Annotated in this window: 16 protein-coding genes; 9 read left to right on the forward strand and 7 right to left on the reverse strand. The window is 55.5% G+C overall.

Translation table 11 applies throughout. The features are described 5' to 3' along the window. Positions 1 to 109 precede the first annotated feature (109 nt). The gene (locus B2T33_RS11135; RefSeq protein WP_286792030.1) at positions 110 to 1,759 is read right to left on the reverse strand and encodes a stimulus-sensing domain-containing protein; all 1,650 of its coding nucleotides are present in this window, start codon (positions 1,757 to 1,759) and stop codon (positions 110 to 112) included. Positions 1,760 to 1,845: 86 nt separating this feature from the next. Then, the gene (locus B2T33_RS11140) at positions 1,846 to 2,562 is read right to left on the reverse strand and encodes a response regulator transcription factor (protein WP_008889052.1); all 717 of its coding nucleotides are present in this window, start codon (positions 2,560 to 2,562) and stop codon (positions 1,846 to 1,848) included. 315 nt (positions 2,563 to 2,877) lie between these two features. Here B2T33_RS11140 and B2T33_RS11145 point away from each other — a divergent pair, with 315 nt between their 5' ends. From B2T33_RS11145 to B2T33_RS11170, 6 genes are all read left to right on the forward strand, one after another. Next, a complete protein-coding gene (locus tag B2T33_RS11145; RefSeq protein WP_286792031.1) occupies positions 2,878 to 4,593 on the forward strand; it encodes a sensor histidine kinase in 1,716 nt (571 codons plus the stop codon). Then, positions 4,590 to 5,999, forward strand: coding sequence for a sigma-54-dependent transcriptional regulator (locus B2T33_RS11150; RefSeq protein ID WP_286792032.1), 1,410 nt, complete (start codon positions 4,590 to 4,592; stop codon positions 5,997 to 5,999). The genes B2T33_RS11145 and B2T33_RS11150 overlap by 4 nt, the downstream gene beginning before the upstream one ends. Positions 6,000 to 6,459: 460 nt before the next feature. After that, a complete protein-coding gene (locus tag B2T33_RS11155; RefSeq protein WP_008889049.1) occupies positions 6,460 to 7,425 on the forward strand; it encodes a TAXI family TRAP transporter solute-binding subunit in 966 nt (321 codons plus the stop codon). A 31-nt stretch (positions 7,426 to 7,456) separates the two neighbouring features. Further along, entirely contained in the window at positions 7,457 to 7,933 is a 477-nt protein-coding gene (locus B2T33_RS11160) for a DUF1850 domain-containing protein (protein ID WP_286792033.1), read from the forward strand. A gap of 5 nt (positions 7,934 to 7,938) precedes the next feature. Beyond that, on the forward strand, positions 7,939 to 9,954 hold the full coding sequence (locus tag B2T33_RS11165) for a TRAP transporter permease (RefSeq protein ID WP_286792034.1): 2,016 nt from the start codon (positions 7,939 to 7,941) through the stop codon (positions 9,952 to 9,954). Between the two features lie 185 nt (positions 9,955 to 10,139). Beyond that, positions 10,140 to 11,423: an MFS transporter gene (locus B2T33_RS11170; RefSeq protein WP_286792035.1), complete on the forward strand. Its 1,284-nt coding sequence runs from the start codon at positions 10,140 to 10,142 to the stop codon at positions 11,421 to 11,423. Between the two features lie 1,012 nt (positions 11,424 to 12,435). On the opposite strand, the gene B2T33_RS11175 is transcribed toward B2T33_RS11170, so the two are convergent. After that, complete coding sequence (locus tag B2T33_RS11175; protein ID WP_008889045.1) at positions 12,436 to 12,618, reverse strand: hypothetical protein; 183 nt, start codon at positions 12,616 to 12,618, stop codon at positions 12,436 to 12,438. Positions 12,619 to 12,756: 138 nt separating this feature from the next. On the opposite strand from B2T33_RS11175, the gene B2T33_RS11180 reads away from it, so the two are divergent. Continuing rightward, complete coding sequence (locus B2T33_RS11180) at positions 12,757 to 13,740, forward strand: LysR family transcriptional regulator (protein WP_008889044.1); 984 nt, start codon at positions 12,757 to 12,759, stop codon at positions 13,738 to 13,740. A 16-nt stretch (positions 13,741 to 13,756) separates the two neighbouring features. Here B2T33_RS11180 and B2T33_RS11185 read toward each other — a convergent pair whose 3' ends face one another. Both B2T33_RS11185 and fmt read right to left on the reverse strand, forming a co-directional pair. Then, entirely contained in the window at positions 13,757 to 14,299 is a 543-nt protein-coding gene (locus B2T33_RS11185; RefSeq protein WP_286792036.1) for a GNAT family N-acetyltransferase, read from the reverse strand. Further along, a complete protein-coding gene (fmt, locus tag B2T33_RS11190) occupies positions 14,299 to 15,225 on the reverse strand; it encodes a methionyl-tRNA formyltransferase (protein WP_286792039.1) in 927 nt (308 codons plus the stop codon). Before fmt ends, B2T33_RS11185 begins: the two co-directional genes overlap by 1 nt. Before the next feature lie 57 nt (positions 15,226 to 15,282). Here fmt and B2T33_RS11195 point away from each other — a divergent pair, with 57 nt between their 5' ends. Further along, complete coding sequence (locus B2T33_RS11195; protein ID WP_197146469.1) at positions 15,283 to 16,272, forward strand: methyltransferase type 12; 990 nt, start codon at positions 15,283 to 15,285, stop codon at positions 16,270 to 16,272. A 61-nt stretch (positions 16,273 to 16,333) separates the two neighbouring features. Here the strand turns inward: B2T33_RS11195 and def are convergent, their stop codons facing one another. Next, positions 16,334 to 16,852: a peptide deformylase gene (gene def / locus B2T33_RS11200; protein ID WP_008889040.1), complete on the reverse strand. Its 519-nt coding sequence runs from the start codon at positions 16,850 to 16,852 to the stop codon at positions 16,334 to 16,336. 160 nt (positions 16,853 to 17,012) lie between these two features. Further along, complete coding sequence (gene rmuC / locus B2T33_RS11205; RefSeq protein ID WP_286792037.1) at positions 17,013 to 18,542, reverse strand: DNA recombination protein RmuC; 1,530 nt, start codon at positions 18,540 to 18,542, stop codon at positions 17,013 to 17,015. 515 nt (positions 18,543 to 19,057) lie between these two features. Here rmuC and B2T33_RS11210 point away from each other — a divergent pair. Beyond that, the coding region (locus tag B2T33_RS11210; RefSeq protein WP_286792038.1) for an AMP-binding protein at positions 19,058 to 19,862 on the forward strand (805 nt) is incomplete at its 3' end.

Consider the following 19,862-nt stretch of genomic DNA (forward strand, 5'->3'; position numbering starts at 1 on the left):
AATGCAAAACGATGCTTGGCAGAGGTTGGCTTGTCAAACCCCAAAAGCCCGGGGCGTGATCCACTTAACCTCCCGCATAGGCATTTCCCACTTTCTGAGCTGAAAAATCTTAGTCGAGCGGCAGGCGAATGGTAAAGACAGCGCCCTTGACCTCGTCACGAACCACGCGATTCTGTGCACTCAGCTCGCCGTTATGGGCGGCAATGATTCGCTTGGAAATCGAAAGCCCCAAGCCAGAATGCTGCCCGAACTTCTCGGTCGCGGGGCGTTCGGTATAGAACCGGTTGAAGATCGCCTCTTCCTTGCCGGGCGGGATGCCAGGGCCATCATCCTCGACCGTGATCACCGCCCAGTTTTTATCCCGCCATGCCCGTACGCGCACTTCACCGCCCTCGGGCGTAAAGGTAATCGCATTCGAAATCAGGTTCCTGAATACCTGTGTCAGACGGCTTTCAAGCGCCGGGACATTCAGGTTTTCAGGCACCGAAACCTTGATCCGCGGGCCCTCGGCATCGGCGTTATAAAGTTCGCCCAGCGTATAAAGCAGCACACCAAGATCGACTTCCTCGCTCTCGGCGCGCGACAATTCGGCATCCATACGCGAATAGTCGGAAATATCACTGATCAGGCGATCAAGACGCTGGACATCCTCGGCGATGATTTCCATCAGGCGGCGCTGGCGTTCCGGATCCTTGAGGCGCGTGGCGGTTTCCACCGCGGACCGCAACGACGTCAGCGGGTTTTTGATCTCGTGCGCGACATCGGCGGCAAACCGTTCGATCGCATCCATGCGATCCCAAAGCGTTTCGGTCATATCGCGAAGCGTGGTCGACAGATCGCCGATTTCATCACGGCGATCCGACAGATCGGGAATGGCAAACTGGCGGTTTTTGCTGCGCCGGACCCGTTCGGCCGCACGTGCCAGCCGGTTGAGCGGCCGTGTGATCACCCCGGCAAGATAGATCGACAACAACACCGTGATGCCAAAGGCAAAGACAAAGATTTTCAGGATATCAAGCCGCACCGCATGCAGGGCGTTTTCAATCGATTCGCCGCTTTTGGTCATCATCACCGATGCCAGAACTTGCTTGAATCGTGCAACCGGGACCGACACCGACAAGACCCGGCGTCCTTCGCTATCGACACGAACCACCCCGCGCGAATAGCCCGCCAGGGCTGCGCGCACTTCCGGGTAATCGGCCGCGCTGGCAACCGGCGGATCGACATAAAGTGGCAAGGGTTGTTCGCCCTCAAACAATGTCAGGATGCCATCGGTCAGTTTGCGCATGATGTCGGCAAAGGCATCTTCTTCGCCGGGTGGTGGAAGCTGTTCGGCCTGAATGGTGCCCGCACCAAGTGACTGGATGCTGCGACTATCAGCCAGAAGGCTGCCATTGGTGGCAAAAAGCCGGGTACGTGCGCCGGTAATACCGACAAGACGGCGCACCATTTCGCGCGCCACTTCGATTTTCACCCGGTTGGTTGCATCATCACTGGAACTTACCGCCGATGTCGACAGGGCGGCGGCATACATTTCGGCCTGCACCGCCATGGCTTCCAGTTCGGAATGAATAAGTTCCTGCTTGTAGCGGCCCAGATACAAAATACCCGCCACTAGCACAAAAAGTGCCAGCGCGTTCACGGCCAGAATCCGCCAGGTCAAAGGCGAAAAAAGCCCGTGGCGTTCCTCTATCCGTGTCGTCCGGGGTTCGGACGGACCTGTGTGCTGGTCGTGATCACCAGTCCCAAGATCGCTCATTCAAACCTGCAATAACCGGCCCGGGAAGCGGGCCTGCAAAAGAGTGCGCGCCGAAGCCCAAAGCTCCGGCGCGTCAAAAATCCTGATCAACCTGCCACAGTGGCCGTGTCGCGGTACCGGTAACCGACGCCATACAGGGTTTCGATTTCCTTGAATTCCTTGTCGGTCTCGCGGAATTTCTTGCGCAGGCGTTTGATGTGGCTGTCGATCGTGCGGTCATCGACATAGATATGTTCGCCGTAAGCCGCATCAATCAGCTGGTCACGGTTTTTCACATGCCCCGGATGTTTGGCCAGTGCCTGAATCAACAGGAACTCGGTCACGGTCAGATTAACATGCTGACCTTTCCAGCTGCACATGTGGCGCGACGGATCAAGCACCAGATCACCGCGTTGCAAAACATCGTCCGACCCGTTCGGGCGAACACCGCCCGCACGCATGATTTCCGCGCGACGCAGAAGGGTGCGAATACGTTCAATCAGCAAACGCTGGGAAAACGGTTTCTTGATGTAGTCATCGGCACCCATGCGCAGGCCGGTCAGTTCATCAACCTCGTCATCCTTGGACGTCAGGAAGATCACCGGCATTTCGGTTTTCTTGCGCAAATGGGTCAGAAGTTCCAGTCCGTCCATACGGGGCATCTTGATATCAAGCACCGCAAGATCAGGCTCTTCCTTCGTGATGGCATGAAGTGCCTCCGAGCCATCAGAATATGTCAGGACCTCATATCCTTCTTCTTCCAACGCCATCGAAACCGACGTCAGGATATTACGGTCGTCATCAACAAGTGCGATCTTACTCACCTGGACCTCATCTACTGGACAGATACATTTCACTCATTCGTGTGGTGACTATACAATTTACATTCCAATGTGGCGAAAAAATAACCACTTGCGGCATAATTAAGGCTTGTCGAATACAGTCGCAGTGCGATCTGTCACATCGCTGTATTTGTTGACTTTGCGCCACTGCGGCAAATAACAATCATCGCATCAGGGTAAAATGCCCACCTGTCCCGAACGCGGGACAAACCAAATTGATCCCTGACCCGACGGGAGGTCGCGATTTTCTATTGGTTAAGCAAGTTCAGCCGTGCCAGCCTGACCGCTGCCGGGGTTTTGATTTCGACACTTGTTGTCTGGCTTGTTGTCAGTTCGACCGGCAATCTGACGATCAATGAATTGCATCGCACCGCACAGGCACGCCTGGCACTGTATGACAGTTCGCTGCGCGCAGCCGTCGATCAATATCGCTATCTGCCCTATGTCGTTGCCCGCCATCACGAAGTGATCGCCGCCATCACCGGCACCGGAAATCCGCGCACCGCGGACATGTATCTTGAACGGGTCAAACAACGATCCGGTGCGGCCGCCCTTTATGTCATGGACAAAACCGGCATGACGGTCGCTGCAAGCAACTGGAACACACCCGACAGCTTTGTTGGCGAGGATTACGGATTTCGCCCCTATTTCAGTCAGTCGATTACCGGCGGCGAGGGATTTTTCTTTGGCATCGGGGTGACCACCGGGCGGGCCGGCCTGTTTATTTCCAACCCGATCCGCGGTGACGATGAAATCATCGGCGTTGCGGTGGTGAAGATCGAACTCGATGAGGTCGAAAGCAACTGGCAGGAAGGCGGGGAAACCGTCTTTGTCGCCGATGAAGACGGTGTGATTACCATGACCAGTCGCGGCGACTGGAAATACCGCACCCTGTCCGAACTCTCGCCCGAGGTGCGCGGTCGGATTGTCCGCCATCAACAATATCCCGGCAAGGAACTGGCATCCCTTGATATCGGCCAACAACTGGCCAAGGGTACGGGCATTGTCACCATCAATTCCGAACGTTTCCTGTTTGATGACAAACACATGCAAGACAGCAAATGGCGGCTCTATTACCTGACATCGATGGATTATGTTTCAAACCGTCAGGCCGCCGCCCTGTTCATTGCCGTCAGTGGTGCCGGGCTGATCATTCTGATCATCCTGTTTTTGCGTGAACGCGAACTCAAGCTCGCCTCCCAGCGCGAAGCGCGCGAATTTGCCCGCATTCAGGCACTGAACATCCGCCTTGAGGAAGAAATCGCCGTTCGGCGTAAAACCGAAGAAGAACTGCGCGGCACCCAGAACGAACTGGTCCAGGCCGGAAAGCTTGCCGCCCTTGGTCAAATGTCGGCTGCCATCGCCCATGAAATCAATCAGCCGATCACAGCCATCCGGACATTCTGCGCCAGTGCCAAACTGATGCTGGAACGCGGCAAAACCGAAAAGCTTGATCAGAACATCAACCAGATCTCCGCACTCACCGAACGCATGGGCGCGATCACAGGCCAGCTCAAAACGTTTTCGCGCAAATCCACCGGCGTGCTGGAGCCGGTTGACCTTAAGGTCGCCCTTGATAACACCCTGCAATTGCTAAGCCCGCAATTGCAGCAAGAAGAATGCACGCTTGAACGCAATGAACCCGATACGCCGCTGGTGATCCAGGCCGATCTTGTGCGCATCGAACAGATTTGTGTGAACATCATCCGCAACGCACTGGATGCCATGGCCGACAGTTCGCTCAAACGCATCCGCATCGACCTTACGCGCACCAAAACCGACGTCATCATGCAGATTACCGATACCGGGCCTGGCATGAATGAAGAAACCCTGTCGCTTTTGTTTGATCCGTTCTTTACCACCAAGGATCCGGGTCAAGGCGTGGGATTGGGACTTTCGGTAACTTATGGCATTGTGCGGGACTTCGGGGGCAGCATAAAAGCCTATAACACCGAAACGGCCGGGGCCTGTTTCGAAGTCCGCCTGCCGTTACTCAAGGGTAAAACACCGTGACGACCACCAAGCAAGTGCCACACAGTGACGCAGAAATTCAGATCACACCGCACATCATCATTGTCGATGATGACGAGGCGATGCGTGTCTCGCTTGCCCAGTGGCTTGAGCTTTCCGACTTCGACGTCACGGTCTATGAAGATGCCCGCCAGGCCCTGCATGACATCAGCCCCGAATTTGCCGGCGTCATCCTGACAGATGTCAAAATGCCGAAGCTTGACGGCATTACCTTTACCCGATCCGTGCTGGCCGCCGACCCGGACATCCCGATCATCCTGATGACAGGCCACGGCGATGTGCCGATGGCGGTCGAGGCGATGAAAAGCGGCGCCTATGATTTCGTCGAAAAACCGTTCGAGCCCAAAGACATTGTCGAAAGCCTTGAACGCGCCATTGAAAAGCGCCGTCTTGTTCTTGAAAACCGCAACCTTCGGCGTCAGATCGCAAGCCGCGGCAGCCTTGAGTCCCGCCTGATCGGCAATTCGATGCCGATGCGTAATCTCAAGGATGAAATCGCCAATATTGCGCCAACCGAAGTCCCGGTTCTGATTTCCGGCGAAACCGGTACCGGCAAGGAACTGGTCGCGCGCGCCATCCATGATCTGAGTGACCGGCGCGATGAAAAATTTGTCGCGGTAAACTGTGCAGCCATCCCCGAAAGCACGGCCGAAAGCGAACTGTTTGGCCATGAAAAGGGGGCCTTTACCGGGGCGGCAAGCCAACGGATCGGCTGGATCGAACATGCGATTGGCGGCACGCTGTTTCTTGATGAAATTTCAAGCATGCCGCTTGCCCTTCAGGCCAAATTGCTGCGTGTGATCGAACAGCGCGAAGTGGTCCGTCTGGGCTCCAACGCCCCTGTGAAGGTCGATTTCCGCCTGATCTGTGCCACCAACGAAGATCTGGTCGCCGCCGTTGCGAAGCGCAATTTCCGCGAAGATTTGCTGTTTCGCATCAACACGTTCGAACTGTCCATCGCCCCCTTGCGCGAACGCCAGGATGATGTCGCGCTTCTGTTTGATATCTTTGCCGAACGGGCGGCTGAACGCTTCGAACGCCCGTATGAACGCCTGTCTCCGGCATTGATCGCGCAACTCAGGGCCCATGAGTGGCCTGGCAATGTCCGCGAACTTAAAAACATGGCCGAACGATATGTTCTTTTGGTCGGAAGTCCTGAAGAACGCTTCAAACGGCTGTTCAAGGGTGGTTTTGAAACAACATCAGTCCCCACCGGCGATCTCGCCCTTGCCGATCAGGTCCGCGAGTTTGAGGAACGCATCATTCGCGATGCGCTTGATCGCCATGACGGCAATGTCAAATCGGTGATGGAAGAACTCGACATCCCGCGCCGGACGCTTAACGAGAAAATGAAAAAGCTCAACATCCGGCGCGACAAACCGGCCTAAGCTATTGTTGCATTGCGATATTTTGTTCGCATGCGCAATAAATCGGCAAGAATCCGCCGATCCATTTTGGTAAATCGGCAAGATTATGCCGAATTGACAAATCGAGGCAATCTAAGTCATTGATTTGTAATTGTTAATTTTATTTCCTGTTTGGCATACTCATTGCATTTTAAAACACCAAAATGATAAACTGACAAAAATCCGAGGGAGGAAATCTGACAGCCGGTCCGGTTCGGACGGTTCAAACGGCTGACTTAAAATCATCTCTTGGAATTGGTCTTTGAAGGGTGCCCGTCTGGCTTGATCGGCCAAGCATGTTGCGATCAACATCCGGCATTTTCGAAAACCCAAAAACAACAGGCCCGGTTTACAGGCCGCCAACGAACGTGAAGACCCATATTGTTTTACGATCTCTTGGATCTATTCGTCGCTTAAGTGTTTAACCCTAGGGAGGACTATCATGAAGCTCCGTACCCTGCTCACAGCAGCAGCCGCAGCCATGATGCTGACCGTCGCACCCGCGTCGGCACAGCAACTGTCAATCGCAACCGGTGGTACCGGTGGCACCTATTATCCGTATGGCGGTGGCCTTGCGGAACTGATCACCAAATACATCGACGGCACCAGTGCTGTTGCCGAAGTCACCGGCGCATCTGTTGAAAACATGGGCCTGATTGCCCGTGGCGACAGTGACATCGCAATCGGTCTGGCTGATACCGTTTATGCTGGCTACACCGGCACCGGTAAATTCGAAGGCCGTACCCTTGATAACGTTCGCGCTCTGGCGTCGATCTATCCGAACGCTGTTCAGCTCGTCACCATGGCCGACAGCGGCATCAACGGCCTTGCCGACCTTAAAGGCAAGCGCGTTTCTGTTGGTGCACCGGGTTCGGGTACCGAAGTTTCGGCACAGACCCTGCTTGCTGCTAACGGCATCACCTATGATGACATCGAAGAACAGCGCCTGAACTTCAACGAAACCGCAGATGCCCTTCGTGATGGTGACATCGATGCCGGTTTCTGGAGCGTTGGTCCGCCCACCAGCTCGATCCTGAACCTCGCGACCACGCGTGAAATCAAACTGATCGCGCTGACCGACGATGAAATCCTGGCGGCCCTCGATGCAGAGCCGACCTTCGCACCGTACGCCCTGCGTAAAGGCGTTTACGAAGGCGTAACTGCACCGGTTAACACCATTTCGACCCCGAACGTTCTGTTCGTGAACGAAGAAATGGACGAGGAACTGGCTTATCAGATCACCAAGACCCTGTTTGAAAAGGTCGACGAACTGATCGCCATCCACCCGGCAGCAAACGACACCACGGTTGATTTCGCTCTGAACTCGACCCCGATCCCGATGCATCCGGGCGCACTTCGTTACTACGAAGAAACCGGCATGCCGATTCCGCCGAAGCTGATCAAGTAAGATGCTTCTGCAAAAGTTCGGGCGGCCAGCAATGGCCGCCCTTCTTCTCCTGATCACGGCATGTGCTGGCCCGGCCGATCAGGATAACGTCAAACCCGGCACCGTCATTGATCATCTTGAGGTGATCGGTGCGGACGGGGCGCTTCTGGCCAGAACCGAAATTCCGCGTCAAACCGGCTGGTGCCTGTATTGGAACCATTCTGTCACCGGTGATGGCGTGATTGACTGTTATGTAGACGATCTTGGCAAGATGGTTCTCCATCGCGCCTATCAGCCCGACTTCGCGGCGGGACTTGGTCATTATCCCGGTCGCGGTATTCTGACCAGCGCAGAAGGCGGCGGATACTGGATCGAAGATATCGACGAACCTGTACGCGGCAATGCCTATGTGTTGCGCGTCGGCTCACTTGCGGTGAACCACCGTATCGTCACCGACCGTGACGAAATCAACCTTTCAAAGATGGCTGAACACACCCGTGTCACCATCCGCCTTGATACCGGGGAATAAATTTCATGTCCGAACAGGCAACGCTGCCATCCATGACGGATAGATTGCCACAGCCAAAACTGGTTTTGTGGGCAATCTCGATTGTCGCAGTCGCACTCTCTTTGTTCCAGATGTATGGCGCAGGGATCGAGCCGCTTGGCCTGTTCTATCAACGCAGTATTCACCTTGCGTTCGTGATGTTCCTGGCCTTTTTGATGTTCCCGATTTTCGGCAGCAACAAAAAGCGCGGCTTCCTTGGCTGGGTGATTGATCTCGCCTTTTTGGCCGGCGCCTTTACCACGGGCTTTTATCTTACGTTCTTTCTTGATGAAATCATCAACCGCGCCGGTTTCTGGAGCGAAACCGACCTGATCATCGGCGTGATTGCCACCGTCACCGTGCTGGAGGCCAGCCGCCGTGCCGTCGGCCTTGGCATGACCGTGATTGGCATCGTTGCCATCATTTACGCCCTGTCGGGTCCGCGCGGTGCGCTGCCGTGGGTCGGTGAATGGCTTCCGGGCATTCTTGCCCATCGCGGCAACGACGTTGATCGCCTTGTCGGGCAACTTTACCTCGGCCAGGAAGGCATTTATGGCCTGCCGATGGGGGTTGCTGCGACCTATATCTTCATGTTCGTTCTGTTTGGGGCGTTTCTTGAAGTCACCGGTGCTGGCAAGTTCTTTATCGATATGGCCTATGCCGCCACCGGCAAGAAACCAGGCGGCCCGGCCAAGGCCGCCGTTCTGGCATCGGCCGGTATGGGATCGATCAGTGGGTCAGCCATTGCCAACGTGGTCACCACAGGTGCCTTTACCATTCCGCTGATGAAAAAGCTCGGTTATCGCCCGGCACAGGCGGGCGGTGTTGAGGCCGCGGCATCCACCGGTGGTCAGATCACCCCGCCGCTGATGGGGGCGGGTGCGTTCCTGATTTCCGAATATACCCAGGTGCCGTATCTCGACATCGTTCTGGTCTCGATCTTCCCGGCGATCCTCTATCTCGGCACGGTTTATCTGTTCGTGCATATCGTTGCCCTGAAACAGGGCATGCGCGGCATGCCGGTCGAAGAGCTTCCGGACTGGAAAGAAGTTCTCAAGGAAGGCTGGCAGTTCATCCTGCCGCTGGGCATCCTGATTTACCTGCTGGTGCTTAACATCTCGCCGATGCGGGTGGGCTTCTGGGCCATTCTGTCAGTGATGGCGGTTGCCGCCCTGCGTTATGCCCTGTGGTTCTTCTTTGTCGCCCCACAGCAGGGTGAAAAACCAAGCCACGAAAAACTGATCGCCGCCATTCGCAAGGGCATCGCGATCACCATTGCCGCCCTTGAACTTGGTGCGAAAAACGCCGTTGCCGTTTCGATGGCCTGTGCGGTTGCCGGTATCATTGTCGGCGTGGTTGGCGTGACCGGTCTTGGCCTGAAATTCTCGTCTATGATGATCGCGTTTTCGGGTGGCAACATCGTTCTGGCGCTTGTTCTGGTGCTGATCGCAAGCCTGATCCTCGGTATGGGTCTGCCGGTCACGGCATCCTATATCGTTCTGATCGTGCTGGTGGGTCCGGCCCTTTCGAACGAGTTCGGCATTCCGCTTCTGATCGCGCATCTGGTTGTGTTCTGGTATTCGCAGGACAGTAACGTCACACCGCCGATTGCCCTGGCGGGCTTCGCGGGGGCCGCGATTGCCAACGCCAGTCCGATGGAAACCAGTATTCAGGCGTGGAAATTCGCCAAGGGTCTCTATCTGATCCCGGCCTTCATGGTTTTCAATCCGGAAATCATCGAAGGCGGTTCGATCCAGATCGTCCTTTGGACCGGCTTTACCGCGATCCTGTGTCTGGTCGCCTTTGCCGCCGCCCTTGAAGGCTATCTGTTTGCCCCGATGGATGTGCTTTCACGCATCATCATCGTTCCGGCAACCATCGGCGTGTTCTATCCCGACATCCGGGCAGAAATCGCTGGCACGATCGTCCTTCTTGCGGTTCTTGGCTTTAACTGGTGGCAGGGCAAAAAGAACACCCCGACACCAGCAGTCGCCGCAAGCTAAACCATCTCCGTCCCGACGAAAGTCAAAGCCCGCAAGTATCATGCTTGCGGGCTTTTTCTTTGCCGCATCCCCGGGCGACCTGATCCCATCCCACCCATGCGGGCAGGTAGACAGCTGTTCACACGCCAGATACATTCCTCATACTATTTAATTTTGCGCCCCACTCTTACCTCGCCGGAATCCGCATGCAGTTTTTGATCTTGCTTCGCCAAGCGCCCCGCCAACTTGCCTTTGGCGCGTTGCACAGTTTTGGCTCTTCATTCGGGCAGACGTTTCTGGTCGCACTGTTTGTGCCCTTCATCTCGGCAAGCTTGGCACTCAATGAAACCGAATTTGCCAATATCTATGCCGGGATCACCATTGCCAGCGCACTGTGCCTGCCTGTTGTTGGCCGCTGGATCGACAAGGTCGATATCCTGTCCTACAGCCTCGCCACCATGGCGCTGCTTGCCCTTGGCTGTGTGATGATTGCACTCGCTGGCAATGTCTGGATGCTGATTGCCGCCCTGTTTGTGCTGCGTCTGGCCGGTCAGGGATTGATGAGCCATGTCAGCATGACCGGCATCGCGCGCTATTTTTCGCGCAGTCGCGGACGGGCGCTGGCGATTGCCAGTTTCGGCTTTCCCCTGGCAGAGGCGATCATGCCCGCGACCTTGCTGGCCCTGATTGCCGCCTTTGGCTGGCGATATACCTATGCCGGATCGGCGGCGTTTATTCTGCTGGTCCTGCTGCCGGTTGCGATCTGGCTTATTCGAAGCGATGCGAAATTCCGCAAGGCGCCTGCAAAATCGACCGAGTCGGCCACCGCCGCGAATCCGAACAGTGCGGATCACGCCGAGTCCCCGACAGACACCAGCCAAAGTGATCACCCGCGTCTGTTCAAATCGCTTTATGTCTGGTTCTGCATGCCGATGCTGGCAGCACCGCCCTTGATCATGACCGCGCTCTTTTTCCATCAGGGGGCGATTTCGAACAGCAAGGGGATCGAGCTTGGCTGGTTTGCTGCCGGGTTCACGGTCTTTGCCATTACATCGGTGCTGGGCGCGTTTGGCAGTGGCCCGCTGATTGACAAACATTCGGCGCGCCGCCTGTTTCCCTGGCACCTGATCCCGATGATGGTTGGCATTGCCATTCTGGCGCTCACAACCACGCCGTGGGTGATCCTGATTTATATGGGGCTGGTCGGCATTACGGTGGGGTTTGCCACGACACTGCGCGCCGCCATCATCCCGGAACTCGTGCCGCTTGATGAAATCGGGGCTGTGCGCAGTACGCTGACCGCGGTCATGGTACTGGCATCGGCCATCGGCCCGGCGATTTATGGCTGGATGTTTGCCGCCGACATGTCGATTGCCTCCATGCTGATCATAACCTTGATCGCATCCGGCCTCGTCAGTGTCGCATCATGGTTTTCCGAACGGCCGGGCTTTTATGTGCCGCCGGGAGTTTCTCCGAAACTCATAGATTAACTTTTTTCAATCGACTTTCTGGCTGTGAGTCTACTCTCTGACCTCAGAATCGAGTTTTCATATCCAACAAGACACGACGAACTTTATTGAGATTTGTCCATCGCTTGAAATTCGCCTCTTGCTCAGAAACATGTCCATTTAGCAGGCGGTTACAAGGCAGGCCTAATTGAAGGTGAAATACGGAACTACTAGCCTCTATCTCTGAATCAATCAGTTGCCAGACCTTTTCTCGAAGATCCGTTGGCATATTCCAGACAGACTGGACGTGCTTCTGCTCGTTTATGATGTTTATGAGCATTAAGCCGCGGTAAGGCGTCGTAGTAGTGTAACTTACAAAACGGTCCTGGTCCCCCGTTACGTGATGTTGTTTAACTATCGTTGGGAGGGTTATGTTACCGCCTTCACGACAGATCATCATTGCATCGTCATCTGGATAAGACACCTTCGACAACACATATTCGGTGTGTCTTACGATCTCTCCCGCTACTTCCCTAACCCAACGTTTTTCGAGGTATGGGTCTGTGGAACTGGTTAGATTCCAAGTGAACAAATTCATATTCAAATCGACGAGAGAGAACCTCGGGTAAACAAAAACGACCAACGAAACGCCGCCCAAAATAACGACGCTCCATAACCGTCTATTCAAAAACCTAACTGAACTCCTAACCATTAATCTCATCGTGTTCACCCAAAGCTAAAGTCGCATTTCCGCCATTTCTTTCAATGGTCTTACTGAGAAGATTCTATGTAGCCCGATGCGGAGAGTTATCTGGAGTTTTCTCTAGATACTAATCGCTTACTGCTTCGGCTTCAAAATGTGAACATCTGAACTGGAGGTCATCTAGGCAAAAAAAATGGCCCGGATCACAAAAGTGACCGGGCCAGTCGGGAAAACAGCGTCAAATAGGGAGGAAGACGCTAGATAGAAACCGTCGTCATAGTCACTGCCTGCGGGAGCACCTCTTGGGGAGGAAATCAATCGGCGCTCGACCGCATGCAGTTAGTTCGTCAGTTAGGCAGCACCGCCAACGGTGCCGGCCGGATGGTTTACGTCGGCTGATTTCTCGGAACCTTTGAACAGGTTACGGAAGAAGGAGCCTACGAATTCAGCGCGGAGCTGCTGACCTTTACGTACACCTGCCTCGATTTCGGTGGTGGAGATGTAACGGGTGGTGATTTCTTCGTAAGTGGCCATGGTGACCTCCTAAAATTTCGTTCGTTGCGACGCCGTGTCGCTCTCGATGAACTCAATCTAATTTCCTTTACGGGGAAAGAGAATTACCTCAATATGCACATTACTTGTGAATGTCCGTCATAAATAGGAAAGCTGAATATGGATCGCGCCGCGGAAATGGAAATCTTTGTCCATGCAGTCGAGGAAGGCAGTTTCTCGGCCGCTGCCCGGACAATGCGTCTGTCACCGTCAGCTGTTTCGAAATACATCTCACGCCTTGAAGATCGTCTGGGTGCCCGTCTTTTGATGCGCACCACCCGTCAGCTCAGCCTGACAGAGGAAGGCCGCGCCTTTTATGAGCGCGCCCGCACGATCTTAAACGAGATCGAGGAAGCCGAAGAAGTCGTTACCCAGCTTTATGCCGCCCCGCGCGGTACCCTGCGCATCAACGCATCGGTCGCCTTTACCAAGATGCAGGTCGTGCCGCTGATCCCGGAATTCCTTGCGCGCTATCCCGATGTGCGGATTGAGCTAACCCTTGATGACAAATTCACCGATCTGGTCAACGATGGCTATGACCTTGCCATTCGTCTCTCGGCACTCGAAGACTCGTCGCTGATTGCACGTAAATATGCGGTCAACCGGCGTATGATCGTCGCATCGCCGGAATATCTTGAAAAGAACGGCATCCCGCGCAAGCCGCAAGACCTTGAAAACCATAACTGTCTGCATCTGTCGTCACGCGAAAGCTTTAACGACTGGCACTTTGAAACACCCGATGGTCACGTCGCGTTCCGCGCACAGGGCTCGTTCTCGGCCAATGATGGTGACGTGCTCCACGAGGCTGTTCTGGCCGGGCTGGGCATGGCGCGCTTGGCCGAATATCTGGTGCACGAAGATATCCGCACCGGTCGCTTGACCCCGGTTCTGACCGAATATGTCCATGATCAGGCGTGGATTTCGGCGGTGTATCCGCACAAACGCCACCTCTCGCCCAAGGTGCGTGCCTTTGTTGACTTTCTGGCCGAAAAATTCACCCCGGTCCCGCCGTGGGAGCTTGGCTTCCGCGATGCGCGTGCGGTGCGCCGCAACAGTGACGGCACCACCGACACCAGCAAAACCGCCCGCGATGTTGGCAAATAGCCGATAGGCACCCGGCCTAGAACGCCAGGGCTTTCTGATAGGCCGCAAAGTCAAACCGGAACTGCCATTCCGACGAATTGGAAAGATCATCCAGAATGCGGCTTTCGCCTGTGCGCGCAAAGCCGCATTTTTCATAAAACCGATGCCCGGCCTCAAACCGCGTATCGGTCCACAGCATCACCACTTCGCATTCAGGATGCGTCTGGCCCAGCCAGACCAACGCCTTGGCCATCAGTTTTTGCGCCACGCCACGCCCGCGCACAGCCGGATGCAGATAGACCTTGTGAAGCTCGCCTTCGCGGCTGGTCACATCATACTTAACCCCGAAACAGCCCAGAACCCGGTCCTGATCATCAACCGCAACCCAGATCCGACCGTCATCGGCCTTGAAGTCATCGGCAATCGCATCAAGTTCGGGGAATTCGGCGGCGCGATCAAACACGCAGCCGGGATAATCGGCAAACACCAGCGCGATCAGATCGGCAATGCCATCTCCATCGCGGTTAAAGGCCGGCCGGATCGTCACATCACCACCGGTATGTGCAGTGATATTTGCCATCAGCCGAGCTTTACACCCTTGGCAAGCTTGTCATAACCGCGCAGCACCGCATCAGTATCCATCACCGATTTGCCCGGGCGCTGAATGCAGGTCGGACGCAGCGCGCCGGTGCCACAGCCAATCGTCAGCTTGTCATCAAGGATCTCACCGACCGGGCCGGATTGATCAATCACCTCGGCCGCCTGCACCTTGATGCGTTCGTTACCGAGCTCGAAATAGGCCCCCGGCCACGGGGTAAAGGCACGAATTTTGCGCTCAAGGGCGGCGGCATCATCGGCAAATTCAAGCTTGGCCTCGGCACGTTCAAGCTTGGCCGCGTAGGTCACGCCCTCTTCGGGCTGCTTGTTCGCAACAAGCTCCCCCTTGGGCAGCTTTTCAAGCGCCTCGACAATCATCTTGCCGCCAAGTTTCGCCAGATCATCATGCAGGGCATTGGCATAGGTCTCTGGCGTGATTGGCAATTCACCAATCAACAACATATCACCGGTATCAAGCCCGACATCCATCTGCATGATGGTGACCCCGGTCGCCGCATCCCCGGCCAGAATGGCGCGCTGAATCGGCGCCGCCCCGCGCCAGCGCGGCAGAAGCGACGCGTGAATATTGAGACACCCAAATTTCGGCGCATCGAGAATGGCTTTCGGCAGGATCAGGCCATAGGCCGCGACCACCGCAACATCGAGATCAAGATCGGCAAAGGCCTTCTGTTCCTCGGCCGATTTCAGCGACACCGGATGACGGACCTCAATCCCCTGCTCGGCCGCCCAGGCATGTACCGGACTTGGCGTTTCCTTGTGCCCGCGGCCTGCCGGGCGCGGCGGCTGTGAATAGACGCAAACCACGTCATGACCCGCCGCCACCAGATCCTTCAGCGCCACAAGGGCAAAGTCCGGGGTTCCCATAAAGGCAATGCGCAGCTTGGTCATATCAATCCCATTCATCTTTTGACTCTTCTGGCGGCAATTTGGCGTTATCCTGCCGAAATGACAAGCCAAGCCTTACCTCAATCGCCGAAATACCCGGTCAGCCACATCTGGCATGCGGACTGGAGCCTGTCGGCCAAGGGCCGCTGGGTCGCCAAAGCCACCCGCACGGAAGTTGGTTGGCAAATCCACGCCATTGAGCCGGTCGGAATGCTCCATCAGTTCCGCCAGTCGCTTGCCAGCCATGGCAAGGACGATGTGCTCTGGCTTGGCCTTGATATGCCAATCGGATTTCTGGATACGTGGTATGATGGCGCGAATGTCAAAGACTTCAAGTCCTTGCTGGGATTGCTTGAAAGTGATGAATGGCAGGAATTCTTTGATGTCTGCCAATCGCCGGATCAAATCCGGCACACCCGGCCATTCTATCCGAAAAGCTCCGGCATCAAGGGCAGCGTAAAACGGGACCACCTGATCAAGGCACTGGGCCTGACCGATTTCGATGCCCTGCATCGCGCCTGCGAATTTCCAACCACCCAACGCAATGCCGCCTGCCCGCCCTTTTGGACGCTTGGTGCCAATCAGGTCGGCAAGGGCATGCTGCATGGCCTCAAACACCTGATCATGCCGGGATATGCCGATGGATTTAACATCTGGCCGTTTTCGGGCGATCTTGAAGCCTGCAGCAAATCCCCCGACGTCACCCTGATTGAAACCTATCCCGGTGAAATTTATGGCTGGCTTGACTATACAAGTGAGTTGACTAAATCAAATCAGGAAAGCCGTAAGGAATTCTTGCAAAAACTGCGCGATGCCGCCCGCACCAAGGGCATTGAAATCAGTCCTGCGGTCTGGGACGACATCAAGGATGGCTTTGGGCCGGACCACGGCAAGGACGATGCCTTTGACGCGCTGATCGGCGTAATGGGCTTGATCGAAATTGCCGAAGGCCGCCGCCCGGAACATCTGCCCCGCACGCCAAGTGTTCTGAACCGGGAGGGCTGGATCGTCGGGCTTGACCCAAAAGACATCAAACCCCGCAAACTCTGAACCTACGCAAAACAAAAGGGCCGGAAAACCGGCCCTTCGCATGCGTTTCTGATCAGACGTCTCAGGCAGACTTTTTGGTTTTCTGCAGCTTCTGGACTTTTTTCAGGATCATGTTGCGCTTGAGCGCGCTGAGATAATCGGTGAACAGAACGCCATCCAGATGATCGATCTCGTGCTGGATGCAGGTCGCAAGCAACCCGTCCGCCTCGATCTCGTGCGTTTCGCCGTTTTCATCCATATAGCGCATGCCAACTTCGGCCGGGCGTTCGACATCGGCGTATTGTTCCGGGATCGACAGGCACCCTTCCTGATAGATCGAGGTTTCCTCAGACTCCCAGATGATCTCCGGATTGATCAGTTTGAGCGGTTCCGGCTTGTCCTTGTCATCGGACACATCCATGACCACCACGCGCTTCATCACCCCGATCTGCGGCGCAGCAAGGCCAATGCCCGGTGCCGCATACATGGTTTCAAGCATGTCATTAAGAAGGGTCTTGATCTCATCATTCACTTCCTCGACCGGTTCGCATTCCTTTTTCAGGCGCGGGTCTGGAACGATAAGAATTTCACGCAGGGCCATGGGTCTCTGATCCGGTTTCGAACTTGATGCAATATATAATTATAGCGAATTTCGCGCTTCGAGATAAGGTTTCCCCACGCCCAAGTCAAGCAAACAGCCCGATTTAGCCGCGATGGCTGCCATGTTGCGCACAAGGGATCTCGGCCAAGAGCGGTTTGGTTCAATCCCTAGCGTCTGGCTTCACATCCGCGTCTGGCGTCGCATCCTCTGGCCCGGCCAGCAATTCCGTCTTGGTGATTTCGCGCACATGGGTTTCCGACGGGGACGGTTCCTCGATCATGCGGTCATCTGAGACGATATGCTTTTCCTTAAGCTTGCGCGCCGACACAAGAACCGATCCTTCGAGTGACCCCAGCGTCTTGTTGTAATGCTTCACCGTACTTTCAAGCGATTTTCCCATCGATGAGAAATGCTTGGCAAGCGCGCCCAGACGATCATAAAGCTGCAAGCCGATTTCACTGATATCACGCGCGCTTTCGGCCAGCGCTTCCTGTCGCCAGCCATATGACACGGCCTTAAGCAAGCCCAGCAAGGTCGTCGGTGTTGCCAGAATGACCCCGTCGCGGAAGCTGTCCTCAATCAAACGCGGGTCGCGTTCAAGGGCGGCCGAGAAGAAGCTTTCACCGGGCAGGAACAGAACGACAAATTCCGGACTGTCGACCGACTTCCAGTATGATTTTTTCGAAAGATCCGTGATCACCTTGCGCACATTGGTGACATAGATCGCCATCAAGGCTTCGCGGCGATCGTCGTCATATTTCTCGTCAATCGCCTCAAGATAGGCCGATGTCGGGGCCTTGGCATCGACCACGATATTCTTGCCGCCCGGCAGGTGAATGACCATGTCGGGTTTCTGAACGCCTTCGTCGGTATTGAAATGCACCTGTTCGTCAAAGTCGCAATGCTTGAGCATCCCGGCCAGTTCGACAATGCGCTTAAGCTGCAATTCGCCCCACTTGCCCGACACCGAGGAACTCGACCGAAGGGCCGAACTCAGCGTCTGGGTTTCCTTGGACAATTTGTGTTGCGATTGCACCAGGGTCCCGACCTGTTCACGCAGTTCGCCATAAGCTTCCTTGCGGTTTTTTTCAAGTTCGTTAACCTTGGTATCAAAGGCCTCAAGCCGTTCCCGGATGGGTTTTACGATCCCGTCAATGGCCTGCTGGCGTTTTTCAAGATCACCCTTGGCCCCTTCCTGCAGGCGGGAAAAGTTTTCACGCGCCAGCTTCATGAACTCGTCGTTATTGACCTTAAGCGCATCGGACGACAGCGCCTTGAAGCTATCAAGCAGCTTGGTCTTGGCATCTTCGAGCATCTCGAGCTTTTCCTTGGCCGCCTCGCGCTCTTTCTCAAGCGCGGTTTCAAGCTCGGACCCCTTTTCGCGCCAGTGATCAAGGGCGGTGCGAAGCTCCTTCATTTCGGCTTCAAGCACCGGCACCCGGTTGGCCGTGGTTTCAGCAATGGCGCGCTTTTCCGATGCCTCGGAAAGCCTTTCACGCATCTGGGCAACCTCGGTCGCAAGATCGCGCCGGGTATTGTCCGCATGTTCAAGCTGGGACGCCAGAAGGGCTGTGCGCGACTCCGTCTCGGCCTCTGCGGCATCCTTGATGCGCTTGACCATCATGATGCTAAAGACAAGTGCCAGAACAGATGCGCCAAGCGCCCCTGCTGCCAAAGAAATCGGATCCATTATCCCACCATTTGATTACGTGCTGGCTTCTTTGTATCTGTTTTGTTCTGTCAAATCCAGAACCGAACCAAGCTGGCCCCACATCCACGCACAGAAAAAATGTAATCGGCTTCACTGGCGAGCCTAAGAATTTCGGATATATTTCAATTGGATAAGGGAACAGAACCAAGGATCGGCACCCAAGGGAGGTCAAAGACGACGACCATGCCTGCCAGTGTGGCAAACCTACACCAACCAAGGCGCACCCGGCCAGGCCCGCCCCCGTCTTAAGTTGTATTCCCTCAATACTCTCTGCGCACTAGCATAGGGCGCAAGCGACAGGAGTAACTTTGCCGTGCCCGCCCCCTTTGAACGGGACCGATCACACACCGGACCGGGCAGCATGGCAAAGCAGGTTCTGAACCGCACCGAAATTACTGCATCGGACGGATGCCTTTTTCGAGCCCGTTGGAAAAGTCATCGAAAGCACCCCGGTGCCGACCTAGAGACCACAGGAAACGAACAAGAGGCCACATATGTCTGCGAACGTTTATCCCGTACCTGACGACATCGCGAAGGGCGCTTTGATCGACAAGGCAAAATACGACGCCATGTACAAGCAGTCGGTCGAAGACCCGGAAGGCTTCTGGGGCGAACACGGCAAACGCATTGACTGGATCAAACCCTATAAAACCGTCAAAAACGTCAGCTACGATGCCAAAGATCTCTACATCAAATGGTATGAAGACGGCACGCTGAACGTTGCGGCCAACTGCCTTGACCGTCACCTTGAAAAGCGCGGCGATCAGACCGCCATTATCTTCGAGGGCGATGATCCCAACGTCTCCGAACACATCACCTATCGCGACCTTTATGAGCGCACCTGTCGTTTCGCCAATGCGCTGAAATCGATGGGCGTTGCCAAGGGCGATCGCGTTGTCATCTATCTGCCGATGATCCCCGAGGCCGCTGTTGCCATGCTGGCCTGCGCACGTATCGGCGCGATCCATTCGATCGTCTTTGGCGGTTTCTCGCCCGAAGCACTGGCCGGTCGCGTTGAAGATTGCGGTGCCAAGGTCGTCATCACCTCGGACGAAGGTCTGCGTGGGGGTCGTTCGGTCCCGCTCAAGCGCAACGCGGATGAGGCCCTGTCGCACCCGGGCGTCAAATCGGTCGAGAAAATGGTCGTCGTCAAGCACACCGGCAAGGACGTTGCCTGGAACGATGCGCGTGACGTCTGGTATCACGAAGTCTGCGCAGCAGCCTCTACCGACTGCCCGCCAACCGAAGTCAATGCCGAAGACCCGCTGTTTGTTCTTTATACCTCGGGCTCGACCGGCA

Origin of the sequence: Thalassospira sp. UBA4513, assembly GCF_002388495.1 — a bacterium.
In the GTDB taxonomy this organism is placed as follows: Bacteria; Pseudomonadota; Alphaproteobacteria; order Rhodospirillales; family Thalassospiraceae; genus Thalassospira; species Thalassospira tepidiphila.

Bases quoted from the DNA above. Each gene is read 5' to 3' on its own strand.
- B2T33_RS11135 (WP_286792030.1), bottom strand. From the start codon at position 1,759: ATGAGCGATCTTGGGACTGGTGATCACGACCAGCACACAGGTCCGTCC.
- B2T33_RS11155 (WP_008889049.1), top strand. From the start codon at position 6,460: ATGAAGCTCCGTACCCTGCTCACAGCAGCAGCCGCAGCCATGATGCTG.
- B2T33_RS11160 (WP_286792033.1), top strand. From the start codon at position 7,457: ATGGCCGCCCTTCTTCTCCTGATCACGGCATGTGCTGGCCCGGCCGAT.
- B2T33_RS11165 (WP_286792034.1), top strand. From the start codon at position 7,939: ATGTCCGAACAGGCAACGCTGCCATCCATGACGGATAGATTGCCACAG.
- B2T33_RS11170 (WP_286792035.1), top strand. From the start codon at position 10,140: ATGCAGTTTTTGATCTTGCTTCGCCAAGCGCCCCGCCAACTTGCCTTT.
- B2T33_RS11175 (WP_008889045.1), bottom strand. From the start codon at position 12,618: ATGGCCACTTACGAAGAAATCACCACCCGTTACATCTCCACCACCGAA.
- B2T33_RS11180 (WP_008889044.1), top strand. From the start codon at position 12,757: ATGGATCGCGCCGCGGAAATGGAAATCTTTGTCCATGCAGTCGAGGAA.
- B2T33_RS11185 (WP_286792036.1), bottom strand. From the start codon at position 14,299: ATGGCAAATATCACTGCACATACCGGTGGTGATGTGACGATCCGGCCG.
- fmt (WP_286792039.1), bottom strand. From the start codon at position 15,225: ATGACCAAGCTGCGCATTGCCTTTATGGGAACCCCGGACTTTGCCCTT.
- B2T33_RS11195 (WP_197146469.1), top strand. From the start codon at position 15,283: ATGACAAGCCAAGCCTTACCTCAATCGCCGAAATACCCGGTCAGCCAC.
- def (WP_008889040.1), bottom strand. From the start codon at position 16,852: ATGGCCCTGCGTGAAATTCTTATCGTTCCAGACCCGCGCCTGAAAAAG.
- rmuC (WP_286792037.1), bottom strand. From the start codon at position 18,542: ATGGATCCGATTTCTTTGGCAGCAGGGGCGCTTGGCGCATCTGTTCTG.